Below are 18,409 nucleotides of genomic sequence, written 5' to 3' on the forward strand. Positions count from 1 at the left end.
CAAAGCGCTGGCAAAGCCATGCGCGCGATTGCGGCGCGCGGGCGGTGGTGCGATAGGACGCCCAATCGCGCGCCATTCCGGTGCGTCCGGGGGTGTGTTTCCCAACGTGAAGCGTTCCGATCTTTTCTCGACGTGCGCGCTTCCGCTCGCCCTCTTCGCTGCCGGCGCCGCGCACGCGCAGGACCTGCAGACGCGCCCCGTCGACGCACCGCCGCCATCGACCGCAGCCAAGCCGGCTGGTGACGACGAGGTCGAATTCGCCGCCACCGAGCTGCAATATGACAGCGATGGCGAGATCGTCACGGCGATCGGCGACGTGCGCATGTTTCGCGCCGGGGATCGCTTGCGCGCCGACAAGGTGGTGTGGAACCGCAAGACCGGCAAGGTCGTGGCGACCGGCAATATCGCGGTGACCAATCCCGGCGGCGATACGGCCTATGGCGATTCGATCGAGCTGACCGATTCGCTCAAGGATGGCATGGTCGACAACATGCTGGTCGTGCTCGAACGCGGCGGCCGCCTCGCCGCGCGCCGCGGCACCCGCGCGCTGGACGAGACGCTGACGCTGGACGATGCCGCCTATACGCCGTGCACCGTGACCAATTCCGCCGGCTGCCCAAAAGAGCCGTCGTGGAAGATCACGGCCGTGCGCGTGGTGTATCGCCCGGAGCGGGGCCGCATCTTCTATAGCGGCGCCAAGATCACCGTGTTCGGCTTGCCCAGCCTGCCGCTGCCCGCTTTCTCGCATCCGGTCGGCGGGAATAACGAAGGCGCCAACGGGCTGCTCTCACCCGACATCAAATATAATGCCACCAACGGCCTGGAATATGCCCAGCCTTACTTCTTCAATCTGGCGCCCAATCGCGCGCTGATCGTTACCCCGCACGTTTTCAGCGGCGTGCTGCCGATGCTGCAGGCCGATTACAGCCAGCTCAGCACCAAGGGCGCGTTCAAGCTGCGTGCTTATGCCACCTATGGCCAGCGCAGCGAGGATCTCGACACGGCCAATCCGGTTGGCACCGAATCCGCCTTTCGCGGCTATCTCGATGGCGTCGCACGCTTTCAGTTCGATGAGAATTGGAGCGCCAGCGCGTCGATCCGCCTGGCCACCGACCGCACCTTCCTGCGCCGCTACGACATCTCCTACGACGATCGCCTGCGGTCGACCGCCAGCCTCGAGCGGATCGACGCGAACAGTTATTTCGGGCTGACCGGCTGGTTCGTGCAGACGGTGCGGGTCAACGATCCGCAAGGGCTGCAGCCGATCGCCCTGCCCGAACTGGATTATCGCCGGCGCTTCGACGACGGGCTGCTCGGCGGCAAGATCCAGCTGCAGGTCAACACGCTCGCGCTGACCCGCACCGAAGGCCAGGACACGCAGCGCGCCTTTGCCAGCGCGCGCTGGGACCTGCGCAAACTGACCCGCTGGGGCCAGGAAGTGACGTTCACCGCGTACGGCCGCGCCGACGCCTATAACAGTAGCGATTCGCTCACCACCGACGTGGCGAGCTATTCCGGTACCGAAGGATTTCAGGGGCGGCTGGTCGGCGCGCTGGCGGTCGACGTGAAGTGGCCGCTGATCGGCGAACTGTTCGGCGGCACGCAGCGGCTGACGCCGCGCGTGCAGATCGTCGCGTCGCCCAAGGTCGAAAATCTGGATATCCCCAATGAGGATGCCCGCGCGGTCGATCTCGAGGATTCCAACCTGTTCGCGCTCAACCGCTTTGCCGGCTACGACCGCGTCGAAGATGCCACGCGCTTCACCTATGGCGCGGATTGGGCGCTCGATCTGCCCGGCGTGTCGATCAACGCCAATATCGGCCAGAGCTATCGGCTTGGCTCGCGGCCGGTGATCTTCCCGTCCGGCACCGGTCTCACCGATCGCTTTTCCGATTTTGTCGGGCGCACCGAAGTGCGCGTGCGCGACATCGTCTCGGTCACGCATCGCTATCGGCTCGACAAGAGCGGTTTGGCCATTCGCCGCAACGAGCTCGATGCGACGCTCGGGTCGCGTTCCACCTATGCGCTGATCGGCTACCTCCGGCTCAACCGTGACATCACGGGCACGGCCGAGGATCTGCGCGATCGCGAGGAAGTCCGCCTGGCCGGCCGCGCGCAATTCGCGCGCTTCTGGTCGGTGTTCGGCTCGACCGTGATCGATCTTACCGATCGCAGCGAAGACGTGTTGTCGGTGTCCGACGGTTTCGATCCGGTGCGCCACCGGCTTGGCGTCGCTTATGAGGACGATTGCCTGAAACTTGGCTTTACCTGGCGCCACGAATATCAGACCACCGGCGACGCGCGCAGCGGCAACGGCTTTTCGTTGAGCCTTTCCTTCAAAAATCTGGGCCGCTAAGCTGGCATTCACCTCCGCCGTTTCATGACCAGCGCGCTATCTGCGCTGCGACGCTTCTTGGGATTTACAACACCGTGATGATTTCGAAGATGAAGGCTGGCCGTATCGCCCGCGTGATGACCGCCTGTGCGGGCATCGCGATTGCCACCGTCGCCGTTGCGCAAACGGTGGAAGACAGTGCCGTACCCGCGGTCGGCCTCAACATTCCGGATAACATGCAGGTGTTCGGCAAGGTCGATCCCAACGTGCGCAAGCCAACCGCGATCGTCAACGACACCGTCATCACCGGCACCGATGTCGACCAGCGCGTTGCCTTGATCATGGCGGCCAACCCGCTGAAGATCAGCGACGAGGACAAGATCCGCCTGCGCACCCAGATCCTCAACCAGTTGATCGACGAAGCGCTGCAGATCCAGGAGGCCAAGGCTAACGACATCACGATCCCGCCGGCGCAGATCACCTCGAGCTTCAACAGCGTGGCGAAGAACTTCCAGCAGACCCCGGAGGCATTCCGCACGTATCTGCGCAAGGTCGGCTCGTCGGAACGCTCGATGAAGCGCCAGATCGAAGGCGAACTGGCGTGGAGCGGGTTCCTGCGCCGCAAGGTCGAGCCGAGCGTCAATGTCGGCGAGGAAGAAGTCGCGTCGATCCTCAAGCGCATGCAGGACGCCAAGGGCACCGAGGAATATCACGTCGCCGAAATCTATCTCTCGGCCACGCCCGATCGCGCCGACCAGGTGTTCGCGGCGATGCGCCAGATGATCGAGAAGATCCAGAAGGGCGAAGCGCCGTTCGGTTATTTCGCGCGTAACTTCTCCGAAGCATCGACCAAGGCAGTCGATGGCGATCTTGGCTGGGTGCGTACCGCGCAGCTGCCGGATTCGCTGTCCAAGGCCGCCGCGACGATGCAGACCGGCCAGATCGCGGGCCCGATCGAGGTGCCGGGCGGTTTCTCGCTGCTGTATCTGGTCGACAAACGGCAGGTGCTGACCGCCGATCCGCGTGACGCGCGGCTGGCGCTCAAGCAGCTGACGGTCAGCTTCCCCGCCGGCACCAGCCAGGCCCAGGCCACGGCGCGCGTGGGGTCGTTTGCTACGGCGGTGAAGGAGATCAAGGGTTGCGGCGACGTCGCCAAGATCGCCGCGACGCTTGGTGCCGACGTGGTCGACCGCGATGCGATCCTGATCCGCGACTTGCCGCCGGCATTGCAGCAAATCCTGCTGCAGCTGCAGGTCGGCGAAGCGACGCCGCCGTTCGGCTCGGCGCAGGACGGCGTGCGTGCCTTGGTCGTGTGCGGTCGCGACGAACCGCGCAACGGCGAGTTGCCCAATGCCGGGCAGCTGCAAGGGCAGATGGAGCAGCAGCGCGTCAACCTGCGCGCCCAGCAGATGCTGCGCGATCTGCGGCGCGACGCGATCGTCGAATATCGCTGAGGCCGGCCCCGTGATCGCGCCCCTGGCGGTATCGATGGGCGATCCCGCCGGGATCGGCCCGGAGGTCATTGCCAAGGCCTGGGCGGTACGCGACACCCAGCGCCTGCCGCTGTTCTTCGCGGTCGGCGACGCGCGCGCGATTGCCGCAGTATGGGATGGCCCGGTCACCGAGATCGGCGATCCCGGTCAGGCCGCGGCCGCGTTCGCCACCGCGCTGCCGGTGCTCAACGTGGAGGATGGCGGGCAGATCAATCCCGGAATGGCGGACGTCGATGGCGCACGCTGCGCGTTGCATTCGCTCGAGCTCGCCGCCGGGCTGGCCCGCTCCGATGCGGTCAGTGCGCTGGTCACCGGGCCGGTATCCAAATCACAACTCTACCAGATCGGCTTCAGCTATCCCGGCCAGACCGAATTCATCGCCGAGCGCTGCGGCATCGCGCGCGACAATGCGGTGATGATGCTTGCCGGCCCCACCTTGCGCGTGGTGCCGATCACCACGCATGTGCCGCTGGCCGACGTCTCCGGCCTGCTTTCGATCGACTTGATCGTGTCCAAGGCGCGCGCCACCGCGCGCGGGCTGCAGCGCAATTTCGGCATCGAACGGCCGCGTCTGGCCTTTGCCGGGTTCAATCCGCATGCCGGCGAGAATGGCGCGCTGGGTCACGAAGAGATCGATCTGCTGATCCCCGCGATCGAGCAGCTCCAGGCCGAGGGGATCGACGCAACCGGTCCGTTCGCCGCCGACACGATGTTCCACGATCGCGCCCGCGCCAGCTATGACGTGGCGATGTGCTGCTATCACGATCAGGCGCTGGTGCCGCTCAAGACGCTGCATTTCGACGATGGCGTCAATATCACGCTGGGCCTGCCGATCGTCCGCACCTCGCCCGATCACGGCACCGCGTTCGGCATTGCCGGCAAGGATATGGCCCATCCCGGCGCGATGATCGCCGCGATCCGCATGGCCGGCGAAGCCACCGCACGCCGCATTGCCACCGAGGCGTGAGCATCGATCTGCCGCCGCTGCGCGAGGTGATCGCGCGCTATGGCCTCAACGCGAGCAAGGCGCTGGGCCAGAACTTCCTGCTCGACCAGCAATTGCTCGCGCGCATCGCCCGTATCCCGGGCGATCTTCAGGACGCCGAAGTGTTCGAGGTCGGCCCCGGCCCCGGCGGCCTGACCCGTGCGCTGCTGCAGGCCGGCGCGCGCGTCACCGCGGTCGAGCGCGACCGCCGGTGCATCCCCGCACTTGCCGAATTGGGCGACGCCTTTCCGGGCAAGCTGTGTGTGATCGAGGACGACGCGCTCGAACTCGACACTACCGCCTTGTTTGAGGGCAAGCCGCACATCGTCTCCAACTTGCCCTATAATATCGGCACTGCCTTGCTCGTGCGCTGGCTGTCGGCCGACTGGCTGCCATGGTGGCAGAGCCTGACCTTGATGTTCCAGAAGGAAGTGGCCGACCGCATCGTCGCGGGTACCGACGACGATGCGTACGGCCGGCTCGCGGTGCTCGCGCAGTGGCGCTCGACCGCCAAGCTGGCCATGCCGGTACACCGCTCGGCCTTCACGCCGCCGCCCAAGGTGATGTCGGCGGTGGTCCATATCGCCCCGATCGCGGCGCCCGACGGCGTCAACTTCGCCATGCTCGAGCGGCTCACCGCCGCCGCCTTCGGCCAGCGCCGCAAGATGCTGCGGCAGAGCGTCAAGGGTCTGCCCGGTGCGCTCGCCGCGCTGGAGACGGTCGGCATCGATGCGACGCGCCGCGCCGAAACCGTCAGCGTGGCCGACTTCGCCGCCGTCGCGCGCGCGATGAGCGTGTGATCTATTGGATAGCGTGTTGAATTCATTGTAGAGCGTCGCAATGACTGATGCTCGACATGGCCTTTCCCTGTGGCTCGACCGACTGACCCTGCGCTCCACGCTGACCGATGCCGAGTGCGAAGCGATCCTGGCACTGCCCGGCGAGCTCGAATTGATCCGGCCCAATCGCGATTTCGTGCGGCTCGGCGAGCAGGTCGATCGGGCCTGTCTGGTCGTCTCCGGCCTGGCCGGACGGTTCGGCCAGACCCGCGACGGCGAGCGCCAAATGACGGCGCTGCATATTCCGGGGGATATGGCCGATCTTCATTCGGTCGTCTTACCGAAAGCGGCGACGGCGCTGCAGAGCGTGAGCGAGACGCTGATCTACCGGGTGCCGCATAGCGCGGTGCACAAGCTGGCGAGCCAGTCGCTGGCGCTGGCCGAGGCATTCTGGCGCGATTGCATGGTGGATGCCGCCGCGCTGTCGCAATGGGCGCTGGTCAATGCGCGGCTATCGGCCAAGGGCCGCGTCGCGCATCTGCTGTGCGAAATGGCCAGCCGTTTCTCCAAGGAGGACTGTCGCGCCGAGCAAGTGATCGACTGGCCGCTGACCCAGACGACGCTGGGCGATACGACCGGCCTGACCCCGGTCCATGTCAATCGCACGCTGCGCGCGCTCCGCGAAGCCGGGGCAGCGCACATTACCGACAAGCGTCTGCACATTCTCGACTGGAAGCTGTTGCAGTCAATCGGCGAGTTCGATGCGCGATATCTGGCGCTCGAAAGGGTCGATGAAGCGGGCCTGCCGAGATTATTCGCCTGATCTCGATAAATTTGCGAAACTTCCTGCCCGATCAGACGCTTGCCTTGCATGGCACGGTATTTCTTCATCCTGCATGAGTGCGGGACAGTAACGCCCGACCCCGATGGTCGCGATTTCGCTTCGCTGGAGGCGGCGCATGCCGCCGCCGTGCAGGATGCGCGAGCGATCATGTGCGAAGAGCTGGGCAGTGGCAGCCTGTGCCTGTCCTGCCATATCGACATCACGACGGACCAGGGCGAGTTCGTCGAACGCGTGATGTTCAAGGATACGGTGGCGGTGACGGGGGTCTGAGCCGTTTCATCGCCCGGGATTGTTCCGGGGTCCACTAAGCGGCTTTCGTTGCGCCCAATTGTCGATCGTGGTGCCGGCGGTAGAGTCCCCCCTAACGAGCCGGCGATCATACCTTTGCGAAATGTACCGTAATGTTCTCCCGCGAAGGCGGGAGCTCAGGGCACCGATCGTCAGCCTTTGCGGCCCTGGGCCCCCGCTTGCGCGGGGGAACAAGGGGTACTTGCCCGGCGGGAACAGCACAGGGCAAGTCCAAGCTGACGCTATGGGGCGCCCGGCTTATTCCGTCGCGGTGGGCACCTTGTCCGGCACCTTGGTCGCTGCCGCGGTCTGCACCGGCGGGCCCTTGGCGATGACGGCGGCCAACGACATGCCTTCCGGACACGCGGCCTTGCCGCACAAGGTGCGGATCTTGACGAGATTGCCCTTAGCCTGCGTCACTGCCCCCTTGCTGACCAGCGCGGCGCCCTGACGGGCCAGCGCGACGCGATCATTGGGTTCGAGCAGCAACGCCTCGCGGTACAGGCGGATCGCCTTGCCCGGCAGGCCGCGCGCCTGCGCCACATCGCCGAGCACGATAAAGGCCGGGCGGTTGCGCGGATCTACCGCCAGCGCGGTTTCCAGCAAATCGGTGGCGCCGTCGAGATTGCCCGCCGCCTGCGCTGCACGGCCCTGCGCGAGCAGCGCGAGCGAGCGGGGATCGATCTGGTCGTCGGGGCGCTGGCCGTGCAGCGACGTCGATACCGTCAGCAGAGTCAGCGCGACGGCAGCGGCGACGGACGAATAACGCATGATGCTCTCCGGGGTAGGCACGATGGGTTTGGCTAGCATGGCCGCAGGAGGCGCGCGACAAAAAAGCCGTCGGTGGCGTCATGCGCCGGCGTCAGCCGCACGCCGCCGCCATGCGCGCGGCCAGCGGGGAGATCGAGACTGTCGACTTGCCAGCCGGGATGCGCGGTGAGGAACGCCGACACCTGCCCTGCCCCCTCTTCGTCGAGCAGCGAGCAGACGATATAGACCAGGGCGCCGCCCGGCTTGACCAGGCCGGCGCCGATTTCCAGGACATGCGCCTGGGTTGCCGCCAGCCGCTCGATCCGGTCCGGCGTCAGCCGCCAGCGCGCCTCGGGATTGCGCCGCCACGTGCCGGTACCCGAACAGGGCGCATCGATCAGCACGCAATCCGCGTTGTCGCTCCAGTCGGCAAGCATCTCGACCTCGCTGCCGGGATTGAGCAACCGCGTCTCGACCACCGTCGCGCCGGCGCGCGCGGCGCGCGGCGTCAGCCGCGACAGGCGGGCACGATCGGTATCGGTGGCGAGCAGTGCGCCGTCATTGCGCATGGCGGCGGCCAGCGCGAGCGTCTTGCCCCCCGCCCCGGCGCACAGATCGACGATGCGTTGCCCGGGCAACGCGCGCGCGGCGAGCGCGACGATCTGGCTGCCGGCATCCTGCACTTCGATCGCGCCATCCTTGAAGGCGTCGAGCTGTTCGATGCTGGTGCCCGAGGGCAGGCGCAGCGCATCGGGCAGGCCGGCGATCGGATCGGCGCCGTCGATCGGTTCGGGCGCAGGGACGAGTCGGTTGATACGGATGTCGAGCGGCGCGCGGTCGATCAAGGCGGGCAGTTCGTCCGCGCCGATGCCGTCAGCGGTGAGCTTGGTGACGATCCATTCCGGCGCGATGCCAGGGGCAGCAGCGGCTTCCTTGTCGCCGATCGCCGCCGGCGCGTGGGTCGAGCCGTCGAACAATGCGGCGATGTCGGGATCGGTCGCCGCCAGCGCGAGCATCGCGGCGCGGCCGCTCTTGGGCCGCTCGCCGAGCTGCCGGATGGCCGAATAGACCAGCTCGCGGACGGCGCGGCGATCCTTGCTGCCGGCATAGCGGCGCTGGGCGAAATATTTGGCGATGATGGTGTCCGCTGCGGCGCCCTGATCGCGCGCGGCGATGACGATGGCGTCGAGCAGGTCGATCGCGGCCTGGATGCGGGCGGAGGGAGTCATGTCAAATTCCTGACGCCGTGCATGATACGCAGCACGAACGCCCTATATTCCAAGCATAACCGCTTCCCCGGCGAAAGCCGGGGTCCAGTAGTGGAACAGCCGATCATCGATCGCTGCTCCCCGTTACCACTGCCATCGCGACTGGGCCCCGGCCTCCGCCGGGGAAGCACCAGCAGTGAAAGCTTAGCGCGTCGGATAGTTCGGCGCTTCGCGGGTGATCGACACGTCGTGCACATGGCTTTCCATCAGCCCGGCGCCGGTGACCTGCACGAACCGTGCGCGCTGCTGCAGGTCGGGAATCGTGGCCGAGCCGGTATAGCCCATCGCCGCCTTCACGCCGCCGACCAATTGGTGGATCACGTCGCGCGCCGGGCCCTTAAAGGCGACCTGCCCCTCGATGCCCTCGGGCACCAACTTCAGCTGATCCTTGATGTCGCCCTGAAAATAGCGATCCGCCGAGCCACGCCCCATCGCGCCGACCGAGCCCATGCCGCGATAGGATTTATAGGCGCGGCCCTGATAGATGAACGTATCGCCGGGCGCTTCCTCGGTGCCCGCCAGGAGCGAGCCGATCATCACGCTCGATGCGCCGCCGGCCAGGGCCTTGGCGATATCGCCCGAGGTGCGGATGCCGCCATCGGCGATCACCGGCACGCCGCTTTTGGCCGCTTCCGCGGCGCATTCCATCACGGCGGTGAGCTGCGGCACGCCGACACCGGCGACGATCCGCGTGGTGCAGATCGAGCCCGGCCCGATGCCAACCTTGATCCCGTCCGCCCCGGCGTCGATCAGCGCGCGCGCCGCTTCGGCGGTCGCCACGTTGCCGGCGATCACCTGAACCGAATTGCTCAGCTTCTTCACGCGTTCCACGGCGCGCGCGACATCGCGGTTATGGCCGTGCGCGGTGTCGATCACGATCAGATCGAGCTCGGCATCGACCAACGCCTCGGTACGCTCGAAGCCCTTGTCGCCGACCGTGGTCGCCGCGGCGACGCGCAGGCGGCCGCTCTCGTCCTTGGTCGCGTTGGGATAGGTGACGGCCTTTTCGATATCCTTGACGGTGATCAGCCCGACGCAACGATAGCTATCGTCGACCACCAGCAATTTCTCGATCCGGCGGTGGTGCAGCAGGCGGCGCGCCTCGTCCTTGCCCACGCCCGACGACACGGTGGCGAGATTTTCGTGCGTCATCAGCTCGGACACCGGCTGGAGCGGGTTCTCGGCGAAGCGCACGTCGCGGTTGGTCAGGATGCCGACCAATTTGCCGTCGCTTTCCACCACCGGGATGCCGCTGATGCGGTTGTTGCTCATCAGCGCGCGCGCCTCGGCCAAAGTCGCGCGCGGGTGGATGGTGATCGGGTTGACCACCATGCCGCTTTCGAAGCGCTTGACCTGGCGCACCGCGGCAACCTGCTCGTCAATCTCCATGTTGCGGTGGAGCACGCCGATGCCGCCCAATTGCGCCATGACGATCGCCATGTCGGCCTCGGTCACCGTATCCATCGCCGAGGACAGGATGGGAATATCGAGCGCGATGCCGCGGGTCAGCTGCGTGCGCGTATTGGCCTGGCTGGGGACGATATCGGATTCCGCCGGATATAGCAGGACATCGTCGAAAGTGAGGCCGAGGCGAATGTCCATGGGAGCCAGTTCCTGCGTGGGGAGAATCGTGGCGTGCCATGTAACCAAGTGGGGGGCATTGCGCTAGGGCGGGCATCGGCACGCACCCCGTCACGCACAAACCGTCAACCCGGACCGGTCCGGGATCCAACGCGCCACGAGGCCAAGCGCCGGAAATCAGCGTCCGCCCCCCGCTTGCAATGTTGGAAATGTTCTGCTTACGTTCCCGGTCGCGCAACAGTGGCTTGGTAGCACTCTAGGATGGGGAGACAGACGGAAAGATATCGCGTTGGCCTAACCTTAGCCTAACCTTAGGGTCCCGACGCTCGGCCAGCCCCGCGCATTTGGCTATGTTTGCCCCACCGATCTGCTAAATTGCCTGCGGACTTCGGGAGGGATGACATGGCGTTGATCTTGAGCGCGATCACGGTCGCCTTGGTGCTGTTCTATCTCATGACGAGCATCAAGATCGTACGGCAAGGCTATCAATATACGATCGAACATTTCGGCCGCTTCACCACCACAGCGCGTCCAGGGTTCAATTTCTACCCCGCTTTCTTCTACCGCGTCGGTCGCAAGATCAACATGATGGAGCAGGTGATCGATATTCCGGGGCAGGAGATCATCACCAAGGACAATGCCATGGTGGCGGTCGACGGCGTGGTGTTCTTCCAGGTGCTCGACGCGGCCAAGGCGGCGTATGAAGTGTCCGAATTGTATGTCGCGATCCTGCAGCTGACGACGACCAACCTGCGCACCGTGATGGGCTCGATGGACCTCGACGAGACACTGTCGAAGCGCGACGAGATCAACGCGCGGCTGCTGGTGGTGGTCGATCACGCCACCGCGGCATGGGGCGTGAAGATCACGCGCGTCGAAGTGAAGGATATTCGCCCGCCCGCCGACATCGTCAACGCGATGGGCCGGCAGATGAAGGCCGAGCGCGAGAAGCGCGCCAATATCCTCGAAGCCGAAGGCAGCCGTGCGTCCGAAATCCTTCGCGCCGAGGGGCAGAAGCAGTCGAAGATCCTCGAAGCCGAAGGCCGGCGCGAAGCGGCGTATCGCGATGCCGAGGCGCGCGAACGCTCGGCCGAGGCGGAGGCCAAGGCCACGCAGCTCGTGTCGATCGCGATCGAACAGGGCAGCGCGCAATCGCTCAACTATTTCATCGCGCAGAAATATGTCGAGGCGATCAGCAAGTTCGCCACGTCGCCCAATGCCAAGACGATCCTGTTCCCGGTCGAGGCGACGCAGCTGATCGGCACGCTGGGCGGGATCGGCGAACTGGCCAAGCAGGCGCTGTCCGACGCGCCCGCCCCGGCGGCGCCCAAGCCCCCTGCCCCGCCGGCGCGCGTGCGCGGGCCGTTCGAGCAAGAAGGCCAATGACGCTGGACGGGATCGGCGCGGGAACGCTGTGGCTGGCAGTTGCGCTGCTGCTGGGGCTGGCCGAATTGCTGATCCCCGGCGTGTTCCTGATCTTCCTTGCCATCGCTGCGGCGATCACGGGCGTGGCGACGCTCGCACTGGCCGACCTGCCGCTTGCCGCGCAGCTTGCCTCGTTCGCGATCTGGAGCGGCGTTACCGTGCTGATCGGTCGCCGCTGGTATCGCGACTATCCGGTGGCGACGACCGATCCGCTGCTCAACGATCGCGCCGCCCGGCTCATCGGGGAGATCGTAACGGTGGAACAGGCGATCGATGCCGGCGGCGGGCGGGTACGCGTCGCGGACGGCGTATGGCCGGCGCGGGGGCCGGACAGCGCGGTGGGCGCCCGGATGCGGGTCATCGAGGTCGATCGCGGTGTGCTGGTGATCGAGCCCCTACCCTAGCCGCTTCCCCGGCGCAGGCCGGGGCCCAGTAGCGACGGTCGAGCCGGTCGGGTGTTGCGCCCGTTACCTTCTACGCCATGACTGGGCCCCGGCCTGCGCCGGGGACGGAGCTTAACTACGCCACCTCGCGAACGCGTGGCGCCGCCTGCCGCACGCCCTCGTCGACATGCTCGGCGAATTGCGCGAAATTCTCCACGAACAGATCGACCAGCTTGGCCGCGGTCGCGTCGTAGCTTTCCTTGTCGGCCCAGGTCTCCCGCGGATCGAGGATCGCGCTGTCCACGCCCGGCACGCTGACCGGCACCTGGAAGCCGAAATTGGCATCGGTGCGGAACTCGGCATCGTTGAGCGAGCCGTCGAGCGCAGCGTTAAGCAAGGCCCGCGTCGCCTTGATCGGCATGCGGTGGCCGGTGCCGTATTTGCCGCCGGTCCAGCCGGTATTGACCAGCCAGCAATCCACCCCGCCCTTGGCGATGCGGCTCTTGAGCAGATTGCCGTAGACCGAAGGATGGCGCGGCATGAACGGCGCGCCGAAGCAGGTCGAGAAGGTCGCATCCGGCTCGGTCACGCCGATCTCGGTGCCGGCGACGCGCGCGGTATAGCCCGACAGGAAATGGTACATCGCCTGATCCGGGGTGAGCTTGGCGATCGGCGGCAGCACGCCATACGCATCGGCGGTGAGCATGACGATGTTGCGCGGCACCGGCCCCATATTGTCCGCGCTGGCATTGGGGATGAAGTCGATCGGATAGGCGCCGCGGCTGTTCTCGGCCAGGCTGTTATCTTCGAGATCCAGCGCGCGCGTGACCGGGTCCATCACGACATTTTCCAGCACGGTGCCGAAGCGCTTGGTCGTGGCAAAGATCTCCGGCTCGGCATCGGCCGACAGGCGGATCATCTTGGCGTAGCAACCGCCCTCGAAATTGAACACCGCGGTGTCCGACCAGCCATGTTCATCGTCGCCGATCAGGGTGCGGCTGGCATCGGCGCTGAGCGTCGTCTTGCCCGTGCCCGACAGGCCGAAGAACACTGCCGTATCGCCGTTCGGGCCGATATTGGCCGAACAATGCATCGGCATCACCCCGTTCACCGGCAGCAGATAGTTGAGCAGCCCGAACACGCTCTTCTTCATCTCGCCGGCATATTTCGTGCCGCCGATGAGGATCAATTTCTCGGTGAAATTGACCGCGATGACGGTGGCGCTACGGCAGCCATGCTTGGCCGGATCGGCGCGGAAGCTGGGCAGATCGATGATGGTATATTCCGCCTCGAAAGCGCGCAGTTCGGATTCCTTGGGGCGTACCAACATCGTGCGGATGAACAGGTTGTGCCAGGCGAGTTCGGTGACGACGCGGACCCGAACGCGGTTCTCCGGCTGCGATCCGCCGAACAGATCCTGGATGTACAGGTCTTCCTTATCCTTCAGCGCGGCCATGAAATCGGCCTTGAGCGCGGCGAAATCATCCGGGCTCATGCCCTTGTTGCTCTTGCCCCACCACACGACGGAATCCGTCTCGGCGTCGCGCACGATGAACTTGTCCTGCGCCGAGCGGCCGGTGTGATCGCCGGTCTCGACGACCAGCGGACCATCGGCGGAAAGCTTTCCTTCGTTCTTCGCCACTGCCGTTTCGATCAGCCGCGCGGTGACCAGGTTCCAGTGGAGGTTGGCGCGCGTTTCGATACCTTGCGCTTCCAAACCGGCATCGGGGATACGATCGCTCAACTCAACTCTCCTGTGATGCTTACGGTACATGCCGTATCAACATACTTGCCCGCAGGCTTATCGCGGCCGATCGTTTGTTGTCCAGTGGACAAACTGGTGCGATTTATCGGACAATTTCTGGAAATGTTCGTCTTATAAGCGCTGCATGGGCGAGGTTGAGCGGCCGCCGCATTTGCCCTAGTCGGATAGGCGATAAGCAAGGTGACCCAATGACGGCAACGATCGCGCTCGTCGATGACGACCGCAACATCCTGACATCGGTGTCGATCGCCTTACAAGCCGAAGGCTTCGTCACGCGGGTCTATTCCGATGGCGAGACCGCGCTGAAGGCGTTGCTCGACAATCCGCCGGATCTGGCGATCTTCGATATCAAGATGCCGCGCATGGATGGGCTGGAACTGCTGCGCCGGCTGCGCGAGAAGCAGGCCACGCCGGTAATCTTCCTGACCAGCAAGGACGACGAACTCGACGAGGCGCTTGGCCTGGCGATGGGCGCGGACGATTATATCGCCAAGCCCTTCTCACAGCGCCTGTTGATCGCCCGCATCCGCGCGATCCTGCGCCGTACCGAATTGGTCCAGGCCGGCCCGGCGGCGGACGCCGAAGTCGCGGCGGGCGAATTGGTTCGCGGGCGCCTGGCGATGGATACGGCGCGGCACCGCGTCACCTGGGACGGCAAGCCGGTGACGCTGACGGTGACCGAATTCCTCATCCTCGAAACGCTCGCCCAGCGCCCGGGCATCGTCAAGACGCGCAACCAGTTGATGGATGCGGCCTATCAGGACGACATCTATGTCGATGACCGCACTATTGACAGCCATATCAAACGCGTGCGGCGCAAATTCCGGCAGAGCGACGCGGAATTCGACGCAATCGAAACGTTATACGGCGCCGGCTACCGATTTTCCGAGGAATGAACCAGGTGGGCTGGGAGGATGACGACCGGCTCGACCTGCGCTGGTCGGGCCGCATTTCGCTCACGCCGCGCATCCTGGCGGTCAATATCTTCGCGCTTGCCTTGCTCGCCGGTGGTTTCTTCTATCTCGATTCCTATCGCAGCCGGATCGTCGACAGCCGCGTCGCGCAATCGATCAGCGAAGCACGATTGATGGCCGAAGCGCTGCGGTCGGTCGCGCCCGGGCGCCGCGACGCGCTGATGCTGCGGCTCGGTCGCGATACCGGATCGCGACTGCGGCTGTACGACGATACCGGTGTCTTGCTCGCCGATACGCGGGCGCTGGGCCTGCGCAACGTGGTGCTGCGCGATCCGGACAAACAGGATTGGGGCCAGGGCGCCGCGCGCTTTCTCGACGCGGTCATCGACACCGTGGTGGGAGCGCCGCGCGCGCCGCTGTATCGCGAACGGCGCGACGGCCTGGGCTGGCCGGATGTGCGCGCCGCGCGCCATACCGGCGCAGTGCCTGCGTCGGTATGGCGCGCGCCGGATCGCACCCCCGTGATCACCGCCGCCGCGGTGGTGCCGGGCCAGGGCACGGTGTTGATCACCAGCAACGCAACCGAGATCACGCAGACCGTGCGGGTCGAGCGCTTCCGGCTGAGCATGGTGCTGTTGATCGTGTCGATCGTGTCGATCCTGTTGTCGCTGTTCCTGGCGCGGACGATCGTGCGGCCCTTACGGCGCCTGGCGCGGGCCGCAGTGCGCGTGCGACTGGGGCGCGCGCGGGAAGTGGTGGTCCCTCGCCTGCCCTCCCGCCGTGACGAGCTGGGCTTGCTGGCGCGGGCGCTGTCCGACATGAGCCTGGCGCTGCGGGCCCGGATCGACGCGACCGAGGCGTTCGCTGCGGATGTGACGCATGAGATGAAGAACCCGCTCGCCTCCATGCGCTCGGCGATCGAGGGCATGTCGATGGTCGCGGATCCCGTGCTGCAGGCGCGATTATTAGCCATCCTGCGCGATGACGTGCACCGTATGGACCGGCTGATCACCGATATTTCCGAGGCCTCGCGGCTCGACGCGCAGCTCAGCCGCGCCAAATTCGAGCCGGTCGATATCGGCGCGATGATCGCCGGGCTGCTCGACCAGCGCGAGCAACGCGGGATCGAACGCGGCGTGCGCCTGTTGTTCGATCGCCATCCGGCCGATTCGCTGGTGGTGATGGGCGAGGGACAGCGGCTCGAACGGGTGTTCGAGAATTTGATCGACAATGCCGTGTCCTTCTCGCCCGATGGCGGACTGATCACGATCGGTGCGCTACGCGGCAGCGATCGGGTGACGATCAGAGTCGAGGACGAGGGCCCCGGCGTCCCCGCGGATGCCCGCGAACAGGTGTTCAGCCGCTTTCAATCGTTGCGCCCGGACAGCGAGGAGTTCGGCAAACATTCCGGGCTTGGCCTCGCCATCGCGCGAACCATCGTCGAAGGACATCAGGGGGACATTTCGGTCGAATCGCGGGAAGACCGACTGCAGGGCGCCCGCTTCGTGGTACGATTGCCGTTGGCGGACCAACGATGATGGCAGAGGTCACCGCTAGCGAGACACGTCATGTTACGGCGGTGGCGATCGGCGGCCGCGCGGTGCTGATCGAGGGGCCGTCGGGCGCCGGCAAATCCGATCTCGCGCTGCGCCTGATCGATCGCGGGGCGACCCTGGTAAGCGATGATTATACCCTGCTGACACGGGAGGATGACCGGCTGGTCGCGCGTGCGCCGCAAACGATCGCTGGGCGGATGGAAGTCCGTGGCCTAGGGATCGTCACGGTAGCGCATCTCCTGTGTGCGCCGGTGGGATTGCTCGTTCGGTTGTCGGCCCAGGTCGAGCGTATGCCCGAGCCTGCCGCGCAGGTGATTGTTGGCGTCACGATACCGCTTATCACGCTTAACGGACTCGAAGCGTCGGCGCCGATCAAGGTCGAGCTGGCGCTGGCACGGACGGGAAATTGATGCCGCAACCGAAGCAAATTCTGCTCGTCACTGGCCTGTCGGGGGCCGGAAAATCGACCGTGCTGCGCACGCTGGAGGATCTGGGCTGGGAGGTGGTCGACAACCTCCCCTTGTTGTTGCTCGATCGACTGCTTGGTGCGCCGCTGCCCGAAGGGTCGGAGGGCAGCGATCAACCGTTGGCGATCGGCATTGGCGCGCGCACCCGCGGCTTCGATCCCGGCGGCATCGTCAAGCGCATCAAGATTCTGCGCGAGACGCATGGCCATGATATCGGCACCTTGTTCCTCGATTGCGCCGGCAGCGAGCTCGAGCGGCGCTATTCGGAGACGCGGCGCCGCCATCCGCTCGCGCTCGACCGGCTGGCCAGCGACGGCATCGCGCGCGAACGCGAGTTGCTCGAACCGTTGCGGCGCTGGGCCAACCGGCTGATCGACACCACCACTTTGACCGCCAATGAACTCGCACAACAGATTCGCGAGAGCTTTTCCGGCGGACGGCTTGGCGAGCCCACGCTGTCGATCCTGTCGTTCGGCTTTGCCCGCGGGCTGCCGCGCAATGCCGATCTGGTGTTCGACATGCGCTTCCTGCGTAATCCGCATTGGGTGGCGGCGCTGCGCCCGGGGACCGGGCTGGATGCGGATGTCGCGGCGTATGTCGCCGGCGACCCCGCTTACGAGGCGGCGGTAGCGCAGATCGAGTCGTTGCTGCTCTTGCTGCTGCCGCGTTACCGGGCCGAGGGGAAATCCTATGTTACGGTGGCATTTGGCTGTACCGGCGGGAGACACCGCTCCGTGCACGTCGCCGAGCGCGTCGCGAAGCGGTTGCGCGACGCAGCATTTTCGCCCACGGTTCGGCACCGCGATCTGGCCGCGGCGCCCCAGGATACGCTGGAAGGCGCCCCGGCCGATGGCCCTGGCAGTGGAATGCAGTTGTAATGATCGGCCTTGTTCTGGTGACGCATGGGCGGCTGGCGGATGAATTCGTCACCGCCATGGAGCATGTCGTGGGCAAGCAAGAGCGGGTCGCCACGATCCCGATCGGCCCCGATGACGACATGGAAGCGCGCCGCGCCGATATTGCCGACGCCATCGTGCAGGTGGATGATGGCAGCGGCGTGATCGTGCTGACCGACCTGTTCGGCGGCACCCCCTCCAATCTCGCCATTTCACTGATGGAAAAAGGCCGCGTCGAAGTGATTGCCGGAATCAACTTACCGATGCTGATCCGTCTCGGCTCGGCGCGCTCGAAGATGAAGGTCGTCGAAGCCGTCGCCGCAGCGCGCGAGGCAGGGCGCAAATATATCACCGTGGCCTCGGAAGTGCTTGGCGAGGCGGCTGCCTGATGGCCGTGCAGCGTACCGTGTTGATCACCAACAAGCGTGGGCTACATGCCCGGGCCAGCGCCAAGTTCGTTACCTTGGCCTCGACCCAGGGGATCGAGGTGACGGTGGAGAAGGACGGCGCGGGGTCCGTGACCGGTACGTCGATCATGGGGCTGATGATGCTTGGCGCGGCGATGGGCGATTCGATCGTCATCTCGGCCGATGGCGATGGCGACGAAGCCGCCGTCGCCGCACTAACAGAACTGGTAGAAGCAAAGTTCGGCGAGGATTGACCTCATCCTCCCCTCCCGC

At 65.7% G+C, this 18,409-nt stretch carries 18 protein-coding genes; 14 read left to right on the forward strand and 4 right to left on the reverse strand.

Features of this window, described 5'->3' with window-relative positions; genetic code table 11:
* Positions 1–106 precede the first annotated feature (106 nt).
* The 6 genes from U1739_RS03180 (at position 107) to U1739_RS03205 (ending at position 6,706) form a co-directional block, all read left to right on the forward strand.
* On the forward strand, positions 107–2,356 hold the full coding sequence (locus U1739_RS03180) for an LPS-assembly protein LptD (RefSeq protein ID WP_332703907.1): 2,250 nt from the start codon (positions 107–109) through the stop codon (positions 2,354–2,356).
* Positions 2,357–2,445: 89 nt separating this feature from the next.
* Positions 2,446–3,789, forward strand: a complete 1,344-nt coding sequence (locus tag U1739_RS03185; RefSeq protein ID WP_332703909.1) for a peptidylprolyl isomerase — start codon at positions 2,446–2,448, stop codon at positions 3,787–3,789.
* A 10-nt stretch (positions 3,790–3,799) separates the two neighbouring features.
* On the forward strand, positions 3,800–4,795 hold the full coding sequence (pdxA, locus tag U1739_RS03190) for a 4-hydroxythreonine-4-phosphate dehydrogenase PdxA (protein WP_332703911.1): 996 nt from the start codon (positions 3,800–3,802) through the stop codon (positions 4,793–4,795).
* Entirely contained in the window at positions 4,792–5,613 is an 822-nt protein-coding gene (gene rsmA / locus U1739_RS03195; protein WP_332703913.1) for a 16S rRNA (adenine(1518)-N(6)/adenine(1519)-N(6))-dimethyltransferase RsmA, read from the forward strand. The genes pdxA and rsmA overlap by 4 nt, the downstream gene beginning before the upstream one ends.
* Before the next feature lie 40 nt (positions 5,614–5,653).
* Complete coding sequence (locus U1739_RS03200) at positions 5,654–6,415, forward strand: Crp/Fnr family transcriptional regulator (RefSeq protein ID WP_332703915.1); 762 nt, start codon at positions 5,654–5,656, stop codon at positions 6,413–6,415.
* A gap of 48 nt (positions 6,416–6,463) precedes the next feature.
* Complete coding sequence (locus U1739_RS03205) at positions 6,464–6,706, forward strand: DUF6894 family protein (protein WP_332703917.1); 243 nt, start codon at positions 6,464–6,466, stop codon at positions 6,704–6,706.
* 276 nt (positions 6,707–6,982) lie between these two features.
* Here U1739_RS03205 and U1739_RS03210 read toward each other — a convergent pair whose 3' ends face one another.
* The 3 genes from U1739_RS03210 to guaB all read right to left on the reverse strand — a co-directional run bounded on the left by U1739_RS03210 (position 6,983) and on the right by guaB (position 10,344).
* Complete coding sequence (locus tag U1739_RS03210) at positions 6,983–7,495, reverse strand: tetratricopeptide repeat protein (RefSeq protein WP_332703919.1); 513 nt, start codon at positions 7,493–7,495, stop codon at positions 6,983–6,985.
* Between the two features lie 32 nt (positions 7,496–7,527).
* Positions 7,528–8,703 carry an RsmB/NOP family class I SAM-dependent RNA methyltransferase gene (locus U1739_RS03215; protein ID WP_332703921.1) on the reverse strand — a complete coding sequence of 392 codons (1,176 nt, stop codon included), beginning with the start codon at positions 8,701–8,703 and terminating at the stop codon, positions 7,528–7,530.
* A gap of 183 nt (positions 8,704–8,886) precedes the next feature.
* A complete protein-coding gene (gene guaB, locus U1739_RS03220; protein WP_332703923.1) occupies positions 8,887–10,344 on the reverse strand; it encodes an IMP dehydrogenase in 1,458 nt (485 codons plus the stop codon).
* Between the two features lie 381 nt (positions 10,345–10,725).
* Between guaB and U1739_RS03225 the strand changes: the two genes are divergently transcribed.
* Together U1739_RS03225 and U1739_RS03230 are read left to right on the forward strand one after the other, a co-directional pair.
* Positions 10,726–11,709, forward strand: coding sequence for an SPFH domain-containing protein (locus U1739_RS03225; protein ID WP_332703927.1), 984 nt, complete (start codon positions 10,726–10,728; stop codon positions 11,707–11,709).
* Positions 11,706–12,152, forward strand: coding sequence for an NfeD family protein (locus U1739_RS03230; protein ID WP_332703928.1), 447 nt, complete (start codon positions 11,706–11,708; stop codon positions 12,150–12,152). Before U1739_RS03225 ends, U1739_RS03230 begins: the two co-directional genes overlap by 4 nt.
* Before the next feature lie 115 nt (positions 12,153–12,267).
* Here the strand turns inward: U1739_RS03230 and U1739_RS03235 are convergent, their stop codons facing one another.
* Positions 12,268–13,875 (reverse strand): phosphoenolpyruvate carboxykinase, encoded by a 1,608-nt coding sequence (locus U1739_RS03235; RefSeq protein WP_332703929.1) that lies wholly within the window; start codon positions 13,873–13,875, stop codon positions 12,268–12,270.
* Positions 13,876–14,084: 209 nt separating this feature from the next.
* Here U1739_RS03235 and U1739_RS03240 point away from each other — a divergent pair, with 209 nt between their 5' ends.
* The 6 genes from U1739_RS03240 to U1739_RS03265 are packed head-to-tail and all read left to right on the forward strand — an operon-like array spanning position 14,085 to position 18,390.
* Complete coding sequence (locus U1739_RS03240) at positions 14,085–14,792, forward strand: response regulator transcription factor (protein ID WP_332703930.1); 708 nt, start codon at positions 14,085–14,087, stop codon at positions 14,790–14,792.
* 5 nt (positions 14,793–14,797) lie between these two features.
* Positions 14,798–16,348, forward strand: coding sequence for a sensor histidine kinase (locus U1739_RS03245; RefSeq protein WP_443025483.1), 1,551 nt, complete (start codon positions 14,798–14,800; stop codon positions 16,346–16,348).
* Positions 16,348–16,776, forward strand: a complete 429-nt coding sequence (locus U1739_RS03250) for an HPr kinase/phosphorylase (RefSeq protein ID WP_332703932.1) — start codon at positions 16,348–16,350, stop codon at positions 16,774–16,776. The genes U1739_RS03245 and U1739_RS03250 overlap by 1 nt, the downstream gene beginning before the upstream one ends.
* Positions 16,776–17,711: an RNase adapter RapZ gene (gene rapZ / locus U1739_RS03255; RefSeq protein WP_332703933.1), complete on the forward strand. Its 936-nt coding sequence runs from the start codon at positions 16,776–16,778 to the stop codon at positions 17,709–17,711. Before U1739_RS03250 ends, rapZ begins: the two co-directional genes overlap by 1 nt.
* Positions 17,711–18,118, forward strand: coding sequence for a PTS sugar transporter subunit IIA (locus U1739_RS03260; RefSeq protein ID WP_332703934.1), 408 nt, complete (start codon positions 17,711–17,713; stop codon positions 18,116–18,118). The genes rapZ and U1739_RS03260 overlap by 1 nt, the downstream gene beginning before the upstream one ends.
* Complete coding sequence (locus U1739_RS03265) at positions 18,118–18,390, forward strand: HPr family phosphocarrier protein (protein ID WP_332703935.1); 273 nt, start codon at positions 18,118–18,120, stop codon at positions 18,388–18,390. The genes U1739_RS03260 and U1739_RS03265 overlap by 1 nt, the downstream gene beginning before the upstream one ends.
* Positions 18,391–18,409 lie beyond the last annotated feature (19 nt).

This window comes from Parasphingomonas puruogangriensis (genome assembly GCF_036663635.1).
In the GTDB taxonomy this organism is placed as follows: Bacteria; Pseudomonadota; Alphaproteobacteria; order Sphingomonadales; family Sphingomonadaceae; genus Sphingomonas.